The 22,721-nt window shown below is 57.6% G+C and carries 19 protein-coding genes; 13 read left to right on the top strand and 6 right to left on the bottom strand.

Features of this window, described 5'->3' with window-relative positions; all coding sequences use genetic code 11:
* Positions 1-94: 94 nt before the first annotated feature.
* On the top strand, positions 95-985 hold the full coding sequence (locus AC2FI8_RS23275; RefSeq protein WP_496723427.1) for an AraC family transcriptional regulator: 891 nt from the start codon (positions 95-97) through the stop codon (positions 983-985).
* A 411-nt stretch (positions 986-1,396) separates the two neighbouring features.
* Here the strand turns inward: AC2FI8_RS23275 and AC2FI8_RS23270 are convergent, their stop codons facing one another.
* From AC2FI8_RS23270 to AC2FI8_RS23250, 5 genes are all read right to left on the bottom strand, one after another.
* Positions 1,397-2,791, bottom strand: coding sequence for an alpha/beta fold hydrolase (locus tag AC2FI8_RS23270; RefSeq protein ID WP_282169975.1), 1,395 nt, complete (start codon positions 2,789-2,791; stop codon positions 1,397-1,399).
* 658 nt (positions 2,792-3,449) lie between these two features.
* Positions 3,450-4,052: an amino acid synthesis family protein gene (locus AC2FI8_RS23265; RefSeq protein ID WP_058272677.1), complete on the bottom strand. Its 603-nt coding sequence runs from the start codon at positions 4,050-4,052 to the stop codon at positions 3,450-3,452.
* Between the two features lie 13 nt (positions 4,053-4,065).
* Positions 4,066-6,165, bottom strand: a complete 2,100-nt coding sequence (locus AC2FI8_RS23260; RefSeq protein WP_496781115.1) for a CoA transferase — start codon at positions 6,163-6,165, stop codon at positions 4,066-4,068.
* Positions 6,162-6,962, bottom strand: a complete 801-nt coding sequence (locus AC2FI8_RS23255) for an alpha/beta fold hydrolase (RefSeq protein WP_496707697.1) — start codon at positions 6,960-6,962, stop codon at positions 6,162-6,164. The genes AC2FI8_RS23260 and AC2FI8_RS23255 overlap by 4 nt, the downstream gene beginning before the upstream one ends.
* Positions 6,955-7,353, bottom strand: coding sequence for a RidA family protein (locus tag AC2FI8_RS23250; protein ID WP_282119696.1), 399 nt, complete (start codon positions 7,351-7,353; stop codon positions 6,955-6,957). Before AC2FI8_RS23250 ends, AC2FI8_RS23255 begins: the two co-directional genes overlap by 8 nt.
* A gap of 142 nt (positions 7,354-7,495) precedes the next feature.
* On the opposite strand from AC2FI8_RS23250, the gene AC2FI8_RS23245 reads away from it, so the two are divergent.
* Genes AC2FI8_RS23245 through AC2FI8_RS23230 form a run of 4 tightly spaced genes read left to right on the top strand, consistent with a single transcriptional unit; the run spans position 7,496 to position 11,784 of the window.
* Positions 7,496-8,977, top strand: a complete 1,482-nt coding sequence (locus tag AC2FI8_RS23245) for an aldehyde dehydrogenase (RefSeq protein ID WP_282119697.1) — start codon at positions 7,496-7,498, stop codon at positions 8,975-8,977.
* Between the two features lie 11 nt (positions 8,978-8,988).
* Positions 8,989-10,029 carry an LLM class flavin-dependent oxidoreductase gene (locus tag AC2FI8_RS23240; RefSeq protein ID WP_282119698.1) on the top strand — a complete coding sequence of 347 codons (1,041 nt, stop codon included), beginning with the start codon at positions 8,989-8,991 and terminating at the stop codon, positions 10,027-10,029.
* A gap of 4 nt (positions 10,030-10,033) precedes the next feature.
* A complete protein-coding gene (locus AC2FI8_RS23235) occupies positions 10,034-10,837 on the top strand; it encodes a carnitinyl-CoA dehydratase (protein WP_108862257.1) in 804 nt (267 codons plus the stop codon).
* Complete coding sequence (locus tag AC2FI8_RS23230; protein WP_282119699.1) at positions 10,834-11,784, top strand: 3-hydroxyacyl-CoA dehydrogenase NAD-binding domain-containing protein; 951 nt, start codon at positions 10,834-10,836, stop codon at positions 11,782-11,784. Before AC2FI8_RS23235 ends, AC2FI8_RS23230 begins: the two co-directional genes overlap by 4 nt.
* Here the strand turns inward: AC2FI8_RS23230 and AC2FI8_RS23225 are convergent.
* Entirely contained in the window at positions 11,781-12,836 is a 1,056-nt protein-coding gene (locus AC2FI8_RS23225) for a GlxA family transcriptional regulator (protein WP_282119700.1), read from the bottom strand. The two genes, AC2FI8_RS23230 and AC2FI8_RS23225, sit on opposite strands and share 4 nt — an antisense overlap.
* 120 nt (positions 12,837-12,956) lie before the next feature.
* On the opposite strand from AC2FI8_RS23225, the gene AC2FI8_RS23220 reads away from it, so the two are divergent.
* From AC2FI8_RS23220 to AC2FI8_RS23185, 8 genes are all read left to right on the top strand, one after another.
* Positions 12,957-13,847 (top strand): beta-keto acid cleavage family enzyme, encoded by an 891-nt coding sequence (locus AC2FI8_RS23220; RefSeq protein ID WP_058272684.1) that lies wholly within the window; start codon positions 12,957-12,959, stop codon positions 13,845-13,847.
* Positions 13,840-14,841 (top strand): ABC transporter ATP-binding protein, encoded by a 1,002-nt coding sequence (locus tag AC2FI8_RS23215; protein WP_282119701.1) that lies wholly within the window; start codon positions 13,840-13,842, stop codon positions 14,839-14,841. Before AC2FI8_RS23220 ends, AC2FI8_RS23215 begins: the two co-directional genes overlap by 8 nt.
* 78 nt (positions 14,842-14,919) lie before the next feature.
* A complete protein-coding gene (locus AC2FI8_RS23210; RefSeq protein WP_058272769.1) occupies positions 14,920-16,026 on the top strand; it encodes an extracellular solute-binding protein in 1,107 nt (368 codons plus the stop codon).
* A gap of 62 nt (positions 16,027-16,088) precedes the next feature.
* On the top strand, positions 16,089-16,937 hold the full coding sequence (locus AC2FI8_RS23205; RefSeq protein WP_058272685.1) for an ABC transporter permease: 849 nt from the start codon (positions 16,089-16,091) through the stop codon (positions 16,935-16,937).
* A complete protein-coding gene (locus AC2FI8_RS23200) occupies positions 16,934-17,731 on the top strand; it encodes an ABC transporter permease (protein WP_108862254.1) in 798 nt (265 codons plus the stop codon). Before AC2FI8_RS23205 ends, AC2FI8_RS23200 begins: the two co-directional genes overlap by 4 nt.
* Positions 17,732-17,743: 12 nt before the next feature.
* Complete coding sequence (locus AC2FI8_RS23195) at positions 17,744-18,904, top strand: acyl-CoA dehydrogenase family protein (protein ID WP_199913573.1); 1,161 nt, start codon at positions 17,744-17,746, stop codon at positions 18,902-18,904.
* Positions 18,901-20,991 carry an acetate--CoA ligase family protein gene (locus AC2FI8_RS23190; RefSeq protein ID WP_282119702.1) on the top strand — a complete coding sequence of 697 codons (2,091 nt, stop codon included), beginning with the start codon at positions 18,901-18,903 and terminating at the stop codon, positions 20,989-20,991. Before AC2FI8_RS23195 ends, AC2FI8_RS23190 begins: the two co-directional genes overlap by 4 nt.
* Entirely contained in the window at positions 20,988-22,133 is a 1,146-nt protein-coding gene (locus AC2FI8_RS23185; protein WP_282119703.1) for a serine hydrolase domain-containing protein, read from the top strand. The genes AC2FI8_RS23190 and AC2FI8_RS23185 overlap by 4 nt, the downstream gene beginning before the upstream one ends.
* The last annotated feature ends 588 nt before the right edge of the window (positions 22,134-22,721 follow it).

The following is a 22,721-nucleotide window of genomic DNA, read 5'->3' as shown; positions in this document are numbered from 1 at the left end:
GACTGGGTACAGATACAGGCGATATCCTCTCGATTATTTGCCCAATCGTCTCAACCCCGTTGCAAAGAAGAAAGTTCCGTGCCAGCTTTAGTGCATGAGCAAAGACCAGATCAAAAACCTTGTCGAGCGCCGTCTGCCAGATGCAGGCCTTGTTGATACCGCACTAAGGGGCGTCCAGCTTTTCCGGGTGACCGAGGCGGTGCCTTGTGTTCCTGCCGTCTATGAGCCCACGGTCGTGGCCATTCTCAGTGGCGCCAAGGAAGCCGTACTGGACGGACAGCATTACGTGTACGGAAGCGACAAATACCTGCTTTGCCCCATGACTTTGCCGGTCGAAGCAGGCGCACCACGAGCTTCTGAAAGGGACCCGCTACTGGGAGTCATGATCACATTAGATCGACGCATGATGCGAGAGCTTACGATGGAGATCGAGGCCGCCACTGGAGGACGTAGACAGCCGCAAGGGAATGCGCCTTCGGCTTTGGAACTAGCGTCCTGGGATGTCGGTTTCACGCAGGCACTGTGGCGGCTTCTCGAGTTGCTCGACAATCCGGTTGACCTGGAGGTGCTCGGACATGGGCGACTGCGCGAGTTGTATTACGCGGTTCTCATGGGCGAAGCTGGGGCGGCGGCAAGACGGGCCTATGGCGTCGGCAACGAAATCGCGCGAACAATCGACTACCTTTCAACCCACTTGAACGAACAGGTCACCATTGACGACATGGCCGACCACGTTGGTATGAGCCGCGCGGTCTTCCATCGGCGCTTCAAGGAAGCCACGACAATGTCTCCGATCCAGTTTGTCAAATCGATGCGGCTGAACAACGCTGCGATGAAGATTGCGGAAGGAAAGACCGTGTCGGAGGCGGCATGGGATGTGGGGTATCAAAGCTCCTCTCAATTCAGCCGCGAATTTAAGCGGATGTACGGCCAGTCGCCCCGGCAATGGAGCAACGCGACGCAGGTGCCTCAACGATTGAACTGAGGGGCGCCTGTCACTGCAGGCTTGCAGCGAATGTCCGGAAAGCGGGCTGCGACTACAGCAATCTAGTCCATAGTTGAGCGACCGGTTTGGGCCGAAAGCGCCAGTTGGGCTGAACAGTGCGAACGGCAGAAAAGTCCGCGTTGCAGACATTCGCGACAACTTGCTTGAACGTCTACTTTCGCGGGAAGCTGCATCGGATGTGGGGCGATTAAATCACGGTGCGCATCCCAAACCCGATGATCCGCATTCTATCCATGAACAAAGACCACCGACTCTCCCTCGACGTCTTGGGCGTAGGAGAGCCTGACTGCATTTATCGCAACTCTGTGTTCCATTAATCTGGCGAAGTACTCTTGTTGCATTTGTTTTGAGAGAAATAGCGCCAGACCCGAAGGCACTTGGAGCAATAATTCAGCTGTGTTCAGCCAAGAAAGCCAAGGCGTCCCTCTCAAAACGCGGCCATTCCGGGTCGTTGTCAGGGATGGTATGGTTCGAGCTTTCGTAGGCGATGAACTTCGCGTTGGGTAATCCTTTTGCAAACAACCGTCCTTGTTCGACCGGCTGCATCCTGTCACTCGTCCCATGACAAACAAGGCACGGCACTTCGACCTCGGACAATATCGGTGTGATATCGATGTTATCAATCACGCCGCGATACCGCCCCATGTTTTCGGGTGAAATCATCTTGCGCATATCTTCGGCATATTGCCGCCGTTCTTCTTGGCTCGCGCCCGGCACGATGATTTGCGCCATTAAATCACGCAGAGACGGATAATCATCATCCCACCCGGCAGTCATCATTTGCTTAATTGCGTTGGCGCGTTCCACATCTTTTTGCGACGTTCTTTTTGCCCGACCAATAGGGAACCCACCTATCATTACGATCGCAGACACACGGTCAGGTCGGCGCGCTGCGAAGGCAGCTGCCACTGCGGACCCCTGCGATATCGCAAGGATCGGCGCGCGTTTGATACCCGCTGCGTCGAAAACGGTTTCCAAGTCATCAACGAACCGTTCGAACGTGCAAGTTTCTGCATCCCAGTCGGATAGACCGTTGAGCCTGGCATCAAAACGGACCAAACGATGTCGTTGAGCGATGGAAGTGTAAATTGGAGCTTTCCCCGGATTGCGCCAGTCAAGTTCCAAGTGTCCAATCCAACTTGGCGCCTTTACGACCGGAGGACCGTCCCCAACTGAGCTCCAGGCCAGACTAATGTTGTCGTTAGTTTTGCAATAACGAATTTCCTGTGTTTTGGCGAAGTTAGCGCGCGATTTGGACACATGTTCATCGGTGAAGTTGATCGACAAAACTTCGATCGGCTGTTCAATGCCTTTGAACGTGTGAAGCCCTTCTCGGCGCAAACGTTTGGCATAGTCCGCTCCGGCAAGATCACAAAGTACCTTTGAGACCAGAATGCCCCCGGGTTCAGCTGCCGATTGGAGCCGCGCAGCGATGTTGACGCCGTCTCCGAAGATATCGTCGCCATCGACGGTGACGTCGCCGACATGCAAACCCGCTCTAAGCTGGATACGTTCCGGAACCAAATAGGGATGGTCTGGCTCTCTTAGCTCGGTTTGGATCGCAATTGCCGCTTCTAGGGCGTTTCCTGCTGACGGAAATTCAATCAATGCTCCGTCGCCCAACAGTTTGACCACCCGGCCAGATTTTTGCTCAACGATCGGCGTTACCAAATCGCGGTACAAGGTGTTCAGTGTTTTGAGAAGTAGCTTGGAGCCGCCCTGCATCATCCGACTGAAGCCGACGACATCGAGAGACACAATTGCAGCAAGACGACGTTGACTCATGGTTACTTCCCGCAAGTTGGCTCGAAAACACTACCACGTTCATAGACTGTTAGAACCGGCAACATGCCTAATAACTGTAAACGTGCAGTGGAATGATCGGTAACTAAGATCTCGAATTGACCAAAGACCGTGGAAGCGATCATTAAAAAGGTATGCCTATCCGTTTTCTCAGGGAACGGCGGGTTTGTCCGCATACCGGTCGTTTGCTGCAACTTGCTTGAATGTCCACTGTGCGGACGAAGCTGCCGGATGCTGTCGCCGCAAACATCGCGCCTCCTCACCAACAAAATCACCGGAGAGTTCGCGGCACTGCAGCGCGATTTCCCGAAAGCGGACGTTCAAGTCTACCAAATCGGGGCAACTCAAAATCGGTCGTTCGCTGCGCGAGCATCGAGCGTCTGAGTTGCGGACAGACCTGCCGTTAAGTTTTTCGCTCTCAATGACCGCTTCATGTGCTTTGCACCCGCAGCGAAAAGCACGTCGGGCTAAAGTGGCCTTTCGCTGCGAGGGCGATGGGCAACTATCGAGCCACCGAAGCCGACGTTCGCCTTTTTATTCATAGCTTGGGAAATTCCCACTAGGGTAGTCCAAACCCACCTCTATAGTTTGGGCGAGGTCATTGCACGCCTTGGTTTGATCGCGTGCAGATCGCGTCTGCTCAAACACCGGCAGGGTTCTCTACGTCGCGCCCCAAGGCTGCAAGATCAGAATATCGATCTCCGATACGATGATGTGGACGTCCTCGGGTCGCGGCCCCCAATGCGACGACAAGTTCATTCACATCAGGTGCGTCATAGATGGAAAACTGAACGGTCAGATAATGCGAGCGCCGACCCGTATCATGTTTGTCCATCAACGGGATCTGGATCTGGGTGTTTGCCGGTCCGCGCGTGTTAGTGAAACCAAGATAGCTTTTGGCATCAACGGCCTCGCGGTAGAAATTGCCAAACTGCAAAGTGTGGATCAGCGCCGAAGCGTGCTCCACTTCGCAGCTGGTTCCGGCGATGCAGGCTTTTCCGTAGGCCTCTATTGCGTCGCCCGAACCTGCCAATGTAATCAGGCGATCGGTCAGCATTTTGCCCAGAACGGGAGCCATGCGCTGGATCTCTGGCTGCAGGTCTTCGACGAACCCACGCCCCGCCCAGGGGTTTTCCACTACGGCTGCCACTCCGATCATGCGCAAGACAGGGTCAGAGGCACGTCCGCCTTCGGTATGGATGTCTTCGTCAAATGTAATGACTTTGCGCAGTTCGGGTATCATGGGAATTCTCCTGTCAGATGTGATATTTGTGATTTCCGGACAGTCTGTGCACAACGCCTTCGACTTCGGTTCCCTGATATATGCCGAAGGTGCCATGCCGGTGCTCTTGCGCGTATCTGCGCAAGAGAGAACGCTCGGCATCGTCGGACACCCGCGACAGTGGCAAGATATCAAGGGAGAAAAACGTCAACCCGGTATCGGCATCGCCCTGCACGCGCGCGTGATAGACGATGCGTTGCGCACCCGTTTCCGTGACCTGATAGACAGCATAAAGTTGCGTCAATTCTGCCTTCATCAATTCATCGCCCAGAGCCTTGAGTAAGGCCTGTGTCGAGGACGCGGATGGCAGCGTCACACTTCCGTCAGCCTCTTCTTTCAGCAGCAACCCGCCTTCGTGTGCCAAAACAGCCGCGATTTTCACATCACCTTTGGTTGCTGCTTCGGTCACCGCACGGTCCAACCCAAGATCAAAGTATGCGCCCTTGTAGTACCCCAGAGGATCCCCATCGGATGTCTCGAAGTCGAGCACACAACCAATAAGGATCAGATGATCCCCTGCATCCACCAGCCTATGTTGCGCGCAGCCAAAGCTGGCAAGGGCACCATCGATAACGGGCATGTCTTGCGCATTGGGATGCCATTTGACGCTGTTGAACTTCTCTGGCGACTGCGAGGCAAAGAGGCCCGAAACCTCCTTTTGATCATCTGCCAGAATGTTGACCGTGAAATGATCACAGGTTGCGAATGTGTCGCAGGAAAGTGCAGCCTTGCCGATGCAGACCAGCAAGAGTGGTGGGTCGAGCGAGACAGAAGAGAAGGAATTTGCCGTAAAGCCACGCGGCGTGCCGTCAGACTGGCGGGTCGTGACAACCGTGACCCCCGTGGCGAAACGCCCAAAGGCGTCGCGCAGGGTGCGCTTGGTTTCCGGTGCCATGGGTGATGAGGTTGGCGTCAGGGTCTCAAGCACGTCATTGTCCGCCCCCAGAGCGGGTGGCGGGTTCAATGTCCCATGCCCGTGCGCGCCAAAGCGCAGCGGGTTGGCGGCAACCGTCCAGGGCCTCGTTTCAGCATCCGGGCCGTGCACCTGTGTGAGCATTTTACGAGCCTCGATATGGGGGTCGCGGGCAATGTCCTGAATGGTGTTTAATGGGCCAAAGGGAACCTCACCGCCCAGTGTTTTGGTCAGCTCAGCTTTGCTCAGCTTTGAGAACCAGCCTGAGACCAGGCGGTCAACCTCACCCGCGTGGGCAGCCCGTGCGCTGCGCGAGGCAAACCGGGGATCAGTACCAAGGGCAGGCTTCCCCATCAGCTCAGTCAAACGGCGCCAAAACGCATCGTCGACGATGCCAAGCGCCACGTGCCCGTCCGCTGCCGGGTACAATCCGAACGGGCTGAGAAAGGGGTGCCCGTTGCCTTCGGGCCCCGGCACCTTGTCGGTGTAATCATGAAGGTAGACCATGCGCTCGCACAAAGAGATCATGGCGTCGTACATGGCCACGTCGACGAACTGTCCTTTGCCGGTTGCTTCCGCCTCGCGCAAGGCGGCCATGATGCCAAAAGCCATCATCATGCCGGTGAAGATGTCGCCGACGCCGGGGCCGGTCTTGGTGGGGCTGTCGGCGTTCGGCCCGGTGATGGACATCAATCCGCCCATAGCTTGCGCTACCACGTCATAGGACGGCCAGTGCGCATATGGGCTTGTCCCTGTGCGCGGATCGCCAAATCCTCTGATTGCCGCATAGACGATTCTTGGGTTCAGCTCGGCGAGTGTTTCATAAGAAAGGCCCAGGCGATCCATCACGCCGGGCCGAAAGTTTTCGACAATGACATCCGCAGTGGCGGCAAGCGCGCGAAACTGGATCTTTCCCCCATCTGATTTCAGGTCCAGTTGGATGCTCTTCTTGCCGCGGTTCAAACTGACGAAGTAACCGGCCCAGTTGTGATCGGGATCATCGTCGCGGAATGGGCCATTGCCACGGCTCGTATCGCCCGTACCCGCTTCGATCTTGATCACCTCTGCACCGTGATCCGCAAGGTGCATGGTGCAGTAAGGGCCGGATAACATGCGGCTCAGATCCAGCACGCGCAGACCTTTCAGGATTTGTGTGCTCATATGGCCATTTCCAGACCATCAAGAAAGCCGCGCAGGGGGGCGTTCACGGCGTCGGGGTTTTCGGCCAGCGCCATGTGACGGAGACCCGAAAGGATAACAGCCTTTGATTGCTCAATCTCTGCGGCTATGGCGCGGGTCATTTCGGGGCCGTTGCCATAGTCTTCGTCGCCGGTGATCACCAGTACAGGACAGCTGATGGGCGGCGTTGGGGCCACGATTTCGTCGATGCCATCCGCCAATACACGATAGATCGTGTGATAAATGCTAATGTCGTTTGCCTTTACCCAGCCGCGCACGGTGTCCATCATTGCCGGGTTGGCCTGTCGGAAATTTGCCGTAAACCAGCGTTCCAACGCGGCCTCCACAGTGGCTTGTGGTCCGTCTCGGCGGGCTTGATCGACACGTTTTAGAATAGCAGCCTGAGCCGCATCGGTGCGTTTGTGGGGTGAGTGCAGGATTGCCAGTGCGTCCGCCCTGGCCGGACGGTCCTGCGCAAACCGACGCGCGATCATGCCGCCAAGGGAAAACCCCACCAAGGTCGCTGAGCGGACATCACAGTGATCCAGTAGGGCCGCCAGTTGATCCGAAAACAGCGATAGACTCGGCCTCGCGGGCGGCGGTGTACTTTGTCCATGTCCGAAAAGGTCATAGTGCAGCACGCGGTATTGATCACTCAGCGCGGGGGTCGTCCACTGCCAACAGTCATGGTTCAGACCCAGGCCGTGGATCATCACCACGACCGGCCCAACCCCAGGCCCAGCCCAGCTGTAGGCAGTACCATCAGGCGCCTTAAGCATCGTCTAACGGGCGGTAGGCGACCACCTCGACCTCTACCCGGACATCGACCAGCAGATCGCTGACCACCGCCGACCGAGTGGGCGGTTCTATTGGAAAGTACTCCCCGTAGACCGCATTGAAACCGGGAAAGTCGCTGCGATCCCGCAACCAAACCATCGCTTTGATCACATCATCGCGGGTGCAGTCCGCCAGCGCCAGCGTGGCGGTGATGTCATCCAGCACGGCGCGGGTTTGCTCCTTTACCGTGCCGGTGGTCATAGGCGCGCCATCTTTCATGGGGATTTGCCCGGTCAGATACACAAAATCACCCGCCCGTATGGCACGCGACAGGGACAAGACCCGCCCGCCAATTTCAAGCGGGCCGCCAATCACTTGCTTTTTCTTCGCCATAAATACGGCCTCCCTTGCGGCAAGCCTGCCTTGATCCATCAAAAGCGCTTTCAGATTTTTCGACAACCTTTGTCGTAATTTCGTGCACATGTGACGCAAAAGCGGAGATGAATGAGAGGGTAACAGAGGGGGGATGCAGGCCATGGGTGAAATCACCAACTACCAAATGCTGATCGACGGACAGTGGTGTGATGCAGAGGACGGCGGCACCTTTGACAGCGTGAACCCCGCTGATGGCAACGTCTGGAGCCGTGTGCCCGAAGCGACCGAGGCTGACGTGAACCGTGCAGTTGAGGCCGCACATGCCGCATTCACAACCGGACCCTGGGCAGGCATGACGCCGACGCAACGGGGCAAGTGCCTGCGCAAGCTGGGCGATCTGCTGGCGGAACATTCAGAAGCATTGGGGCGCACGGAATCCATTGATACCGGCAAGATGCTAAAGGAGACCCGCTGGCAGGCGACGTATATCGCCGAGTTCTTTCACTTCTTTGCAGGCTGTGCCGACAAGGTCAGCGGCGAAACACTGCCCATCGACAAACCCGACATGTTCGTCTTCACGAGGCGTGAACCCCTTGGGGTGGTGGCTGCCGTGGTGCCGTGGAATTCGCAACTGTTTCTGGTGGCCGTCAAGATTGGCCCGGCGCTTGCGGCTGGCAATACCGTCGTGCTGAAAGCCTCTGAACATGCCAGTGCGGCGATGCTGGAGTTTGGTAAGCTGATTGAAGAGGCGGGCATTCCCCCCGGCGTCGTCAACATCATCACCGGCCATGGGGAGCCCTGCGGCCGTGCGCTCACAGGTCATCCGCTCGTGGCCCGTGTGTCCTTTACCGGAGGGCCAAATGCCGCGCGGCATGTGCTGGAGAACGTCAAACGAAATTTTGCCGAAGTGTCGTTGGAATTGGGGGGCAAATCCCCGTTCATCGTCTTTGACGATGCCAATATCGAAAGCGCTGTAAACGCCTCTATCGCGGGCATCTTTGGCGCCACGGGGCAAAGCTGTGTGGCTGGGTCACGGCTTTACCTGCACGAAGACATTGCCGATCAATTCCTTGAGCAGATGACCGCGCTGGCCCGCCAGATCGTGATTGGGGACCCGCTGGCGGATGAGACCCAGATGGGGCCATTGTGCACCACCGGACAGTTAGAGCATATCCAACGAGAAGTGGCGCATGCCCAAACAGAAGGCGGCAAAGTGCTGGTCGGCGGCAAGCAGCCAAAGGGGATGTCTGGCCTGTTCTATGAACCCACGATCATCGAAGTCCCTCGTCAGGATCTGCGCATTGTCGACACTGAATTGTTTGGCCCGGTTCTGTCGGTGCAGCGGTTCAAAACCGAGGAAGAGGTGCTCGCATTGGCCAATGATAGCGAACATGGGCTGGCAGCAGGTATCTTTACCCGCGACAGCGCGCGCTCCCTGCGCATGGCGGGGGCAGTGCGTGCCGGTATCGTCTGGGTGAACACCTATCGGGTGGTGTCTCCGATTGCGGAGTTCGGGGGCAACAAAGGATCGGGATATGGCCGCGAAAGCGGGTTCCAGGCGATCTACGACTATACCCGCCCAAAGACGATCTGGATGAACACGTCTGATGAACCGATGGCCAATCCGTTTGTAATGCGTTGAGGGAGAGAACAATGAAATTCCAACTTGCCGTGAACATGGAGCGGATCGACGACAATCTGGACATGCAGGATGTCGCCCGTCACACGCTGGAGATGGTGCAGATCGCCGAAGAGGGTGGGTTTGATATCGTCTGGGCCGCCGAGCACCACGCGTTGGAAATGACCATCGCGCCAAACCCTTTCCAGATCCTTACTTGGTGGGCTGCCGAAACCAGCCGCATCCGTCTGGGCACGGCCGTTGCGACGGCGGCCTATTGGCACCCGATCAACCTGGCGGGCGAAGCGGCGTTCACCGATCTGATCACCGGCGGGCGGTTGGAATTCGGCATCGGTTCGGGGGCCTATCAGCGCGAGTTTGACCGAATGAGACCGGGGCTCAAGCAATCTGATGCCTGGCGTTACATGCAGGAAATGCTGCCTGCGGTGCGTGAGCTTTGGAAGGGCGACTACGAACACAACGGGGAATACTGGCAATTCCCGACCTCGACCTCAGTGCCAAAGCCGCTTCAGAAGGAGGTGCCGGTCTGGGTCTCTGCGCGCTCACCCATCACCTATGACTACGCTATGCGGGAAAGGTGCCATGTGAACTGCTGGCCGTTCACACGTCCCTTTGCAGAGGCCGAACTCTACAAGAAACAACTGGATGAGGCGATTGAAAAGGCCGACAACGGCTGGGTGCCACGCTTCGCCTTGATGCGCCATTCATGCGTTTATGACAACGCAGCCGATGGTGAAAACGCGATGCGGGCGATCCGCCGCCTGCTGAGCCAGTTCGAAAACCTGTTTCGCAATCTGGGCGATGTGAAGGACGGCTTCCCCGCCTCCATCCCGCTGGATGAACTGGAGGGACGGGAACAATACGACCCCGTGATGTTGGAGGAGAACTTGATGTTCGGTTCTCCCGACCGGGTCATCGAAAAGCTGAAGCGCTATCAGGCGCTGGGTGTGAATGAGTACATCTATTACGCCTCCATGGGGCTCGATCACGCTTCACAACAGAAATCCCTGCGCATGTTCGTCAACGAAGTAATGCCAGAATTCAAAGAGGGATAAGCAGATGTCAGACGGCGTTAAGGTTCACCGCGAGGGTCATGTTCTGGAAGTCACGCTGGAGCGCGGCAAGGTGAATGCCATTGATGTGCCCACGTCACAGGCGCTGGCTGCAGCCTTTCAGGAGCTGCACGAAGACAAGGATCTGCGCTGCGCGATCCTGACCGGTGGTGGAGAGAAGATATTCTCGGCTGGGTGGGACCTAAAGGCGCTCAATGACGGAGAGATGCAGCTCGATAATTGGTGGGAGACCGATGACTACGGCTTTGGCGGCTTCACCGGGCTCACTGAAAACTGGGCGCTGAACAAGCCCGTAATTGCTGCGATCAATGGGTTGGCCATTGGTGGCGGGTTCGAGATGGCGTTGGGGTGCGACCTGCTGATCGCCGCCGATCACGTGGAATTCGGGCTGCCGGAAATGCCCCTAGGCATCGTGCCGGACGCGGGCGCGCTGCAACGATTGCCGCGCCGCATTCCGCACAACATTGCGATGGAGATGTTCTTGCTGGGCCGCCGCATGACCGCGCAGGAAGCAGCGCACTATGGGCTGGTCAACAAGGTGGTGCCGAAAGAGCAGTTGATGGATGCTGCGCGCGAATGGGCGGCTTCGATTGCCTGGTCGGCACCGCTTGCGATGCAATCCGTCAAAGAGGTGCAGCGCGAAATCGAATGCGTGCCACTGGAGCAGGCGTTTCACAAGATGCGCACGGACCCGATGCCGATCTATCGCAAGATGCTCAAATCAGATGATGCTGCCGAAGGGGTGGCGGCTTTCGTGGAAAAGCGCGAACCCAACTTCAAAGGTGAATGATGTATCCTGATCCTATCAGCGTCACCCGCATCACCAGCATTGGCGCGGGCCCAATTGGCGGCGGCTGGGCGGCGCATTTTCTGGCCCGTGGCTATGATGTGACGGCCTATCTGCATGACACCAGTGAAACTGAAGCATTCCATTCGATCCTCAACACCGCCTGGGGCAGTCTGACGGATCTGGGGCTGGCTGAGGGCGCGTCTTTGGACCGTCTCCGCATTGTCACCGACCTTGAACAGGCGCTGGAGGGTGCGCAGTTCGTGCAGGAAAGTGCACCGGAGCGGTTGGAGATCAAACAATCGCTTTACGCACAGATGGGAGAGGTGCTGCCGCCTGACGTTGTCATCGGCTCCTCAACCTCCGGTCTGACAATGAGCGAGATCCAAGCCAAATGCGCGACCCCTGAACGCTGCGTGATCGGACACCCGTTCAATCCGCCCTACCTGCTGCCGCTGGTCGAGATTGTGGGCGGTGACAAAACTGCGCCGGATGCCGTGGTATGGGCCGGGAAGTTTTACGAAATTGCGGGCAAAGCGCCGCTGTTGATGAAAAAAGAAATCCCCGGCTTCGTCGCGACGCGCCTGCAAGAAGCGCTCTGGCGCGAGGCCTTGCACATGGTTGCCAATGGCGAGGCGACGCCGGAAGACATCGACATTGCCTTGATGAATGGGCCTGCGCCGCGCATGGTGTCCCAAGGTCAGTGTATGGCCTTTCACGTGGCCTGTGGCGCGGGCGGCATGGCGACCAATCTGGATCAGTTTGGCCCCGCGCTAAAGCTGCCCTGGACTCGGCTGGAGGCACCAGAACTCACCCGAGAGCTGCGTGGCCGCATGGTCGATGGTTGCAATGACATCGCCGGAGATCGCCACTTTGAGGATATGGCCGCGCAGCGCGATCGAGAGATTGTCGCAGTGTTGCGCGCGTTGCGCGAGGCGCGGTTGGATTAGGGACGGCCCGGAATCTCCTTAAGCGTTGAAAGGAAATCTGACAGGGAACCGGGCCAACTCGGCGCCGGTTCATTTGCAGGCCATGCCTCTCGGTATTCCGAAGGGCGGCGACCAAAGAATTTGCCAAAGGAATAGGCAAAATGGGACAGGGTGTTGAACCCTGACGCGGTGGCAATCTCGCGCACGCTGAGATCGGTGGAGATCAGCAGCAACCGCGCATTCTGCAACCGTCGCAACAAACCGAACTGCACCACAGTGCAACCGACGTGTTTCTTGAATTTCCGCTCTAGCTGTCGCTGCGAGACATCCAGCTTATCAGCGATCTCCGGCACGCTGAGCGGTTCTTCTATGTTCCCTTCGATCAGCGTCATCGCCTCACGCACCAGCGGCAGCATGGTCTCCGTGCTGCGCCCCATGGTGGACCGCTGTGACGCACCCGCGTTGCGGATCGGGTGATGCAACATTTGATCGGCAATTTCGCCCGAAAAGCCACTGCCATGGGTGCGCTCGATCAAACGAAGCATTAGATCCACGCCCGCGAGCCCACCCGAGCAGGTCATGATCTTGCCCTCGATGGTGAACAGGCATTCCTGCACATCCACCCGGTTAAAGCTTTCGCGAAAACCGCTGAGCCAGGACCAGTGGATCGTCGCCGGCTTTCCGTCCAACAGACCCGCCCGCGCGACAATATAGCAGCCAAGCTCAACCCCGCAGATACTGCTCCCCGCCCGCGCGCGCTTGCGCAGCCAAGCGGTAAGCGCGCGGTTATCGTAATGCTCCGTCCCCCAGCTGCCCAAAACAAAAATGTAATCCGCTGGCGGCAGGTTGTCCTGCTCTGCTGAAACGCGGGTTGTCATGCCATTGCTGGCCACGATTTCAGTGCCGTCAAAGGACACGATGTCCCAAGAAAACAGGGGCTCTGCCGAAAGATAATTCGCGATCCGCATCGTTTCGGTCATGGTGATCAATGTGGTTATGTTGAACCGTGGGACCACCACAAAAATGGCATGATGCACAGCGCGGGGCGTCTGCTGGGTCATGTCGATTTGCATGAGCTAAAGTCCAGATTGCATAGTGCGATTTTTCGCCAGCATAGCCGAAAGACTGTCGGATAATCGACATCTTTCTTACCCTTTCCCGCGTCAAGCTGAAAAAAATAGGGGGTTTGCCAGATGAACTATGAGGTTGTCCTGACTTGCGCCGTGACTGGCGCGGGCGATACCACGGGCAAAAGTCCGCATGTGCCCGTCACGCCGAAAGAGATCGCTAATGCGGCGATTGAGGCGGCCAAGGCAGGGGCCTCCGCCGCGCATATTCACGCGCGTGATCCCGAGACGGGCCAAGGCTCACGCGACCCGAAGCTTTTCAAGGAAATCGTGGACCGGGTGCGCGACAGTGACACCGATGTGGTGATCAATGTGACCGCCGGGATGGGCGGCGACTGGATCTCGGACCCGGCCAACCCAGCGATGCCGGGCCCCGGCACGGACATGATCGGCCCCGAGGAACGGCTCGCTCACATCAAGGAATGCTTGCCCGATATATGTTCACTGGATTGCGGGACACTGAATTTCTCTGACACGGACATGATCTATATCTCTACCCCGCCAACACTGCGGCGTATGGCGGCATTGGTGCAGGAATGGGGGGTGAAGCCGGAACTGGAAGTCTTTGACCTTGGCCATATCCGCTTCGCCAAGGCGATGGTGGATGAGGGGCTGATTGATGCGCCTCCCATGTTCCAGCTTTGTCTGGGCATTCCCTGGGGCGCGGATCAGACCGTCGAAACCATGGCTGCCATGAAAGCGCAACTGCCTGCCGGGGCCAGCTGGGCCAGCTTCGGGATTGGACGCGGTCAAATGCCCATGGCAGCGGCCTCTGTCGCGTTGGGTGGCAATGTGCGCGTAGGGCTGGAGGACAACATCTATTTGGAGCGCGGGGTTCTGGCGACCAACGGCCAGCTTGTCACCCGTGCCCGCGAGATCATTGAGCGCATGGGGGGGCGTGTGCTGACCCCGCAAGAGGCGCGCAACAAGCTGAAGTTGAGAGGCGCGGATGGCTGACCTCGCCGATACAGGCAGTTTGCAGGTGCGTAATGTCTCGAAACTGTTCGGGACATTCCGGGCAGTCAACAACATCAGTCTGGATATTCAGAAAGGTGAGTTTCTGACTCTGCTGGGCCCCTCGGGGTCGGGCAAGACCACGCTGTTGATGATGATCGCGGGATTCCTCGATATCTCTGAAGGGGACATTGCGCTGGATGGGTCCTCCATCGCGCAAACCCCCGCGGAAAAACGCAATTTTGGCATGGTATTTCAGGGCTACGCGCTGTTCCCCCATATGAGCGTGCGAGACAACATCGGATACGCCTTGAGTGTGCGCAAACGTCCCACGTCAGAGATTAGGGCGCGGGTCGACGAGATGCTGGAATTGGTTCAGCTGCAGGATTTCGCGGACCGCAAGCCGGGGCAGCTGTCCGGCGGGCAGCAACAGCGCGTCGCGCTGGCACGTGCGCTGTGTTTTGCGCCACCGGTGTTGCTGTTGGACGAACCGCTTGGCGCGCTTGACAAGAAACTGCGGGTCGAGGTGCAGGAGCAACTCAAGGATATTCACCGCCGAGTTGGCACGACCTTCATCTACGTCACCCATGATCAGGAAGAAGCGCTGTCCATGTCGGACCGCATCGTGATCATGCGCGACGGGGCGATTGAACAGATTGGTACGCCTCAGGAGCTCTATGAGCGGCCAGTGAACCAGTTCACGGCCAGTTTCTTGGGCAAATCCAACTTCATTCAGCAAGACGGCAAAACTTACGCCCTGCGTCCCGAAAAAATCGACCTGCGCAAAGGCGCGGGCCATGCGGAGGCACAGACGAGTGGGGTGGTGCGCTCTATTACCTACTTTGGTTCAATGCAGCGCGTCATCGTGGATGCCAGCGATGGTACCGAAATCGAAGTGGACATCGATGTCTGGCGCAACAGCGAAGCCTTGAACGAAGGCGATACCGTGGACCTGTTGTGGAAAGACGAAGCTGCTGTGGAATTACAAACGGGCTAAAGCCCCAAAAACGTGTGCCGCCAAAAGGTGCCATTGAGCAAAAGTCCGGGAACTCCCGAACCCAATAGGAGGATGAAAATGCACGATAGACAATTCAAGAAAGAGATGCTGCAAGACAGCGCGCAGGCCTACAAGAAAGGCCGCATGGATCGCCGCACGTTCCTGGCGCTTTGTGGTGCCTCGGGCGTGGCGATGAGCGCCGTGATGGCAGGTGATGCCGAAGCCGCTGCTGATCACGTGGTGATGTGGAACTGGGGTGGCCAGTCTGAAGAATGCCACGGCTCCGCCATTGGCGATGCCTTCACCGCCAAGACTGGCAAGGGACTGAAATTTGACACCTCCGGCCCTCTGGAAGGCAAGATCAAGGAAATGGTCGACAGCGGCAATGTCACTGCCGACGTTGCGGACGCAGACCTTTTCAATGCCGTGTCCCTTGGGCCAACAGGCCATCTGGAACCAATTGATTACTCTGTTGTTTCCAAGGAAAAGACCCTGCCAGGCTATGCGCTGGAATATGGGGTTTCGATCATCCTTTATGGCTATGCCTTTGTCTATGACACCGAAGCCTATGGCGATAATCCCCCGCAGAACTGGGCGGATTTCTTTGATACCGCCAAATTCCCGGGCATGCGCTCGCTGTACAAATGGGCCAATGGCTCGCTCGAAGCAGCACTTATGGCGGATGGCGTTGCGGGCGATGCGCTTTACCCGTTGGACATGGATCGCGCCCTCGCCAAGATCAAATCGATCAAGGACAACAGCCTTTACTGGGGCTCAGGGTCCGAGGCGCATTCCATGGTAGTGAATGGCGAAGTCTCGCTCGGCATGGTCTGGCAGAACCGGGGACGTAACATCGAAAATGACACCGATGGGCGCTACAAGCTGGTGAACAATCAGGCCATGGCGATGCCGGGGGCCTATATCGTGCCCAAGGGCAACCCCGCAGGTGCGGCCGTAATGGACTTCATCGCCACAGCGCAAGAGGTGCCTGCACAGCTGGCGCTGCTTGATTGCCTTGGTATGACGCCCTCTAACCCCGAAGCCTTCGGCCAGATCCCCGAAGATCAGCAGCCTTATGCGATCACCTCGGCAATGAACATCGACAAAATCGTTTATAACGATCCCGACTGGTGGGGGAAAAACGGCGGTGATGCGGTGAACGCCTTCCTTGAGGCGATCAGCTAAACACGCCTGATAGCCGCCCGTGTCTTCCTGCGGGCGGCCATCGATTTGGCCCAGGACATTTCATGCAAGCCTTCACCCGACATATCCACCCCGGCTGGCTGATCATCGCACCTTTGATGCTGATGGTCATAGCGCTCTATCTGGGGCCGATCCTGAACATCCTGTGGCTCAGCGTCACGGACCCGGAACCTGGATTGAGTAATTACGCCAAACTGGCGGAAAGCGATGCGCTGATCCGCATTGTCTGGACTACGGTGCGCATCTGCATCATCACCACGATGTTCAGTGTCACGCTGGGCTATTCCATCGCCTATGCCATGGTGCACTGCCACCAACGCCAGAAGAACTATATGCTGACGTTGCTTCTTGTGTCCTTTTGGATTTCCATCCTTGTGCGCACTTTTAGCTGGCTGATGCTGCTGGGGCGCAAAGGGTTGGTGAACGGTACGCTGGAAAACATTGGACTGATTGCCGAGCCCATCGCCTTTATGCGCAATGAGTTGGGCGTGCTGATCGGCATGGTGCATTACATGATCCCCTATGCGGTACTGCCACTGCTGGTCTCGATGCAATCGCTTGATACGCGTGTGATGGATGCCTCGCGCAATCTGGGCGCCAGCAGCACGCAGACCTTCTGGCGCATTTACCTGCCACTGACCCTGCCAGGGTTGGTGGCTTCGACCCTGCTGGTCTTCATCCTGAGCCTTGGGTTTTACGTCACCCCTGCCGTATTAGGCGGTGGCAAAGTGCTCATGGTGGCAGAGTACATTTCTGTGCAATTGCTGGTCACCCTGAAGTGGGGCACAGCCGCGATGCTGGCGGCAATCATGCTGACGGGCGTTCTGGCGATGCTGTGGATCATGTCGCGTTTCATGAAGCTCAGCACCGTGTTTGGGGGGGCTGCACGATGACATCAGGTCTGTTCTCCAAGTTCAACCGCGTGGGCGCATGGGTTTTGTTGCTGTTTCTGGTGACGCCCGCGCTGATCGCCATTCCCGTATCACTGACGCCAAAGCGTTTTCTGTCTATGCCAAAGGGCGAATTGTCCCTGCGCCATTTTCAAAAGCTGTTCACTTCCGAGGAATGGCTGTCGAGCTTTTTCCAAAGTGGCGTGATCGCAGTCTCGACCTCACTGCTGGCAACATTCCTTGGCACGCTCTGTGCCATTGGCCTGTGGCGGGTATCCTCAAAGTATTCCGAGCTGATGCGCGCCTTCCTGCTGCTGCCGCTGATCATCCCGCAGATCATTTCTGCCATGGCGTTCTATCGACTGTGGATCCCGCTTGGCCTGTTGGACAGCTACGCCGGGCTGATCCTCGCGCATACGATCTTGGCAGCCCCCATGGTGCTGATCACAGTCAGCGCCTCGCTGGCGACCTTTGATCCCAAATTGGAACAAGCCTCCAAGAACCTTGGTGCTTCGAACTGGACCACAATGCGCCTGGTGATCCTGCCCTCAATCAAACCGGGGGTCTTTGCCGGAGCGCTTTTTGCCTTCATTCTCAGCTGGGATGAAATTGTCGTGACGCTGTTCATCTCCAAATACACCGTCTACACCCTGCCGCGCCGCATGTGGAACGGCATCCGCGAAAACACCGATCCGACGGTAGCCGCCGCCGCTGTGGTGTTGATCGCCATCACGCTTATTGCCTTCGTGATCTTTTCGATCATGTCCCGTCGTAACGACAAGTCCGAAGCCCCATAAAGGAGGCGCCTTATGAACATGGAAGCCAGTGTTGAAACCGACCTGCTGATCAGCACCGTCCGCCGCTTTGTGGAAACAGAAATGTATCCACACGAGGAGGAAGTGGACCAGATGGGCTATGTCCCCGAAGAGATTGGCCGTCAGATTGAGGCGAAGGCCCAGGAGTTGGGACTGTTTGCCTGCAACTTGCCCGAAGAGGTCGGGGGCGGAGGCCTTGGTTACGGGCCTATGTCCTTGATTGAACGCGAGTACGGCAAGACCAGCCATGCCCTGCAAAGCTGGGCTGCGCGTCCCACGGAACTGCTCATGGCTTGCGAGGGCGATCAGCGCGAACGTTACCTTTTCCCCGCGGTGCGCGGTGAAAAACGAGAGTTGTTCGCCCTGACGGAACCGGACGCGGGGTCGGACGTAATGGGTATGAAAACCAACGCCCGGCGGGATGGAGATGACTGGATCCTGAATGGTTCAAAGCATTTCATCTCTGGCCCCTGTATGCCCGATTTTGCGATCGTTTTTGCTGCGACGGGTGCTGACGAAACGCCACGTGGACCGCGCAAACGGGTGACGGCCTTTTTGGTGGACGTTGGCACACCGGGCTTTGACTGCCGCGAAGGCACCAAATGTGTCAGCTATCGCGGCTACAAGACGTTTGAACTGCACTTCGATAATGTGCGCCTTGGTCCGGGGCAGGTGCTGGGGGAAGAAGGGCGTGGTCTTGAACTCTCTGGCAAATGGCTGGGCATGGGGCGCATCTGGGTGGGGGCGACCTGTTGTGGCAAGGCGGAGCGCATACTGGAGATGGCCACCGAATGGGCCGCGTCCCGAAAGCAGTTTGGCAAACCCATCGGGGCGTTTCAGGCCACCGGTTTCCGGCTTGCAGATGGCGCTATTGGATTGCGCGCAGCCGACCTAATGGTCAAAGACGCCGTGGCGCGTGCCGAACAGGGCGTGATGAGCGATGCGGATGCGGCGATGATCAAGGTCTTTTGTTCAGAAATGCTGGGCAAGATCGCCGATGATGCGGTGCAGATCTACGGTGGCATGGGGCTGATGGAGGAAATGCCGATCCAACGCTTCTGGCGCGACAGCCGACTTGAGCGGATCTGGGACGGCACCTCTGAAATTCAACGCCACATCATCACACGCTCCATCCTGCGGCCCCTGGGTGCATGACCCCAAAGAGACGCGCCAACTTTGAGCGGCTTCTCAAGCCGCGCTCCATCGCTTTTATCGGCGGGCGGGATGCGACCATTGCCGTAAGAGAGGCGCGCAGGCGTGGGTTTGCAGGGCAAATGTGGGCGGTGAACCCCAGGCGAACAGATCTGAAGGGGGTGCCTTGCGTGCCCTGTATCGCTGATCTGCCTGAAGCGCCTGATGCTGTCTATCTGGCCATTCCCGCAGGTGGTATTGTCGCCGCATTGGGCGAATTGGCTGAGATGGGCGTCGGTGGCGTGGTCTGTTTTTCTGCAGGATTCAAGGAAACCGGCGATGCGGCGGCAGAACAGGCGCTGATCGAGGCAACCGGTGACATGGCCCTCATCGGTCCCAATTGTTACGGTTTGATCAACTACATCGACAACGCAGCACTTTGGTCTTTCGAACACGGTGGCTGGTCACCCGGTTACGGTGCAGCGATTGTCACCCAATCGGGCATGTTTTCCTCTGACATCACCATGTCTGCGCGCTCCTTGCCACTGGCATATATGGTATCGGCAGGCAATCAGGCGGTTCTGGGGTTAGAGGACTTTCTTGACGCCTTCGCTGATGACCCGGCAGTGCGTGCTATCGGGCTGCATATTGAGGGCCTTCAAGATATTCCCGCCTTTGAACGCGCCGCCCTGAAAGCCATTGAGCGAGGCGTGGCTGTGGTTGCGCTCAAGACAGGCAGCTCTTCAATCGGCGCAGCTCTGACTGTCAGTCACACGGGATCGCTGTCGGGGTCAGACGCGCTCTATGAGGCGTTGTTTGCGCGCACGGGCGTGATCAGTGTCACCAGCCCCGCGCAGTTTCTGGAAACGCTGAAGTACCTTTGTGTGGTCGGCGCGCCCAAGGGGCCAAGCGTTGCGGGTTTCACCTGTTCGGGGGGCGGCGCGACGATGCTGGCCGATCACGCGGAAAAGATCGGGCTCACGTTCTCGGCTGTCCGCGCAACGGAGCATGCGGCCCTGGTGGATCTGCTGCCAGACATCGCAACAGTGTCAAACCCGCTGGATTACACCACACCGATCTGGGGGCAGGCCGAATTGACCTATCCGGTCTTCGTCAAAGCGATGGACGCCGTAGGGGCCGAAGCGGCAGTTCTGGTGCAGGACTATCCTGCAGAAGGGCTAGATGCCTCCAAGATCTATTACCAAAACGATGCCAGCGCCTTTGCACAGGCTGCCTGCGATCGCGGAATCCCGGCAGCGATTTGTGCGACCCTGCCGGAGAATCTGGACAAGGTCACCCGCCGTTATCTGATCTCGATCGGAGTCGCGCCGATGCAGGGCATTCACGAAACGCTCAACGCCATGCAAAGCGCCAGCATTTGGGCCGCGCGACGTAATCGCATTCTGGCGACAAGGCCGGAGCCACTGATTGCCGGAACCCCGCCTGGCTCACTCGGCATGCTGACTGAGGACGCGGGCAAGGCCTGGCTTGCAGAGCGCGGTTTCACGGTCCCTTCGGGCCGGACAACGACGGCTCAAAAAGCCGAGGTGGCCGCAAAAAAGATCGGCTATCCGGTCGCGCTCAAGATGATGTCTACCCGGCTGGCCCACAAGAGTGAGGCAGGCGCGGTTGCTCTGGGCATTGCCGATGGCGCCGCGTTAAAGCAAGCACTTGATCAAATGAACACGGCTGTCACTGCCTATGATAAGCAGGCCGTGAGCGATAGCTACCTGATTGAGGCCATGTCGCCCACGCCTGTTGCAGAGATGATTGTCACCTTGCGCAATGACCCGCAGTTTGGCGCAGCACTGGTGCTGGGCAGTGGCGGAGTTTTGACCGAACTGGTTGGGGATGCCACAACGGTCCTTCTGCCCTCCACGCAGGACGATATCGCCAGTGCTCTGAAATCGCTCAAGATTTTTCACCTGTTGGAAGGCTTTCGAGGCCGTCCACGCGCCGATATAAACAAGGTGGTCACCGTGCTGAACGACCTTTGTGATGCTTTCCTGCAGGCCCGCGAAAAGGTCAGCGAAATTGAGATCAATCCGATGTTTGTCTATGCTGACCACGTTGTCGCCGTCGACGCGTTGATCCACGAGAATTGCACATGAGCAGGTTGAAGGTAGCCCCCAACCCCGATCTGACCGTGGGGCCAGACAACAAGCAGCGTTGGAATCAGCCTGCCCACCGCCGCCATGGATTTCACAACGCGCACCGCCTGTTCCGACGCACCCTGATGGTGCGTTCGCGAAATGTGTTGATGCTCGAAGAGGCCCACCAGGACCTGACAGCAACCGTGCCCGCGTTGGCGGACCTTCTGGCACATCCCGCCTTCTCTGCGTTTTGCTGCCTACGGGACGGGCAGGTGATCATGGAACAGGCCGCACCAGATTTTGGGACAGACCGACCGCATTCGATCCAATCCATTACAAAACTGCACATTCACCTGATTATGGGACAGTTGATCGGCCAAGGGTTCGTCTCGCCTGACGCAAAGGTTGCACAGTATTTGCCCGATATTGGATCTGGCTACCGCGAGGTTAACGTTCAGGCTCTCCTGGATATGGCAGTCAGCAATGATTTTACCGAAGACTATGATGACCCGCATGCGGATTGCTATGATGAAGAGATTGCCCTGGGCTGGCGCCTACCCACCGAGGATCAGGAGGAAATCTCGCTCAAGGACTTTGCTTCCAGAATTAGGGGGTTCAGAGAGACAGAGGCGCGAACAGTAGCGGAGTACAAGTCGGCCAACACAGATGTGCTGACATTGATCGCAGCGCAGGTTTGCCCCGTCCCACTTACAGCACAAATTGAACGGATTGCAGATGCCGTTGGTTACGAGGGCGCCTTTCACATCAGCCTGAGCAAAGATGGTTTCCCTGCCTTTTCCGGTGGGGGTTGCCTGAGTGCTCGGGATCTCGCACGGTTTGGCCTATTTCTTGCGCGCGGCGGTCTTGATCTGTCTGGAAACGCATGTGCCAATGCAAATTTCCTCCGCCAAAGCCTGACCCGCTCAGCACCATCTCTGACACCGCCAAAAGAATGGCTGCGCTACTCCAACCATATCATGACCGACGGACGGGTGGTTGCGCATGCCGGTTACGGTGGCCAGTTCCTGATGGTGGACACGGTCACTGGCACGTCATGCGCGTTCCTGAGCGTTCTCGAAAACGACGCCGGGTATGATGACACCTTCATGAGCAACGTCGCGCAGGTTCTGCGACACGTCTGCTGCGCCGAAACCGCATAGGATTCAGGTATAGTAGCAAATGTCTCGCGCCATCTTTTCCAAGTTCGCCCGTTATCATAAATGACATCTGGAAGAACACTTTTCCTGACGCAGCGCGTGTGTATCCTTCTGTTTTCAGGCTACCTCTTGCGAAGCTCTGAGATTCATGAACGAACGACCGGTTCGTTGAAATCAGAAATTTTTTGGGCATCACAAATGAATGCCCGGTAATGTGCCGCCTTGATTGGAGCCAATGTCGGCTTTCCGCGATTCCAAGCCATTGGTGCGAGGTGCAGCATCCGGTATTCTTGGGCTCTGAGCCGTCGATCAGCCCGGTTTGTGCGAAGGGTGGCTTGTGGAAGACGAATGTCAGCACGATTGGCCAAGCCGATGAAATCGCCGGGTCATCTCGTTTTTCCTAAAGTCTGCTTACGGGAACAGGCTCAACCTTCGACCGCTGCACTGCCGCATGTCTGCTTCGAGCCCAATCTGCTCATTCATGAAAGGTGCGGCATCCGTCACGAAGGGCGGGAAGCGGTTCTCTGATCGCGGTATTGTCAAGGGCGTTGGATTTGTTGTCCGCCGGGGTCTTGGTTCTCTCCGAAGTCA

Source organism: Ruegeria sp. CDSB029, assembly GCF_059611125.1.
The sequence above is the reverse complement of the archived record's forward strand: the minus strand, read 5'-3'. Positions and strand labels throughout refer to the sequence as shown.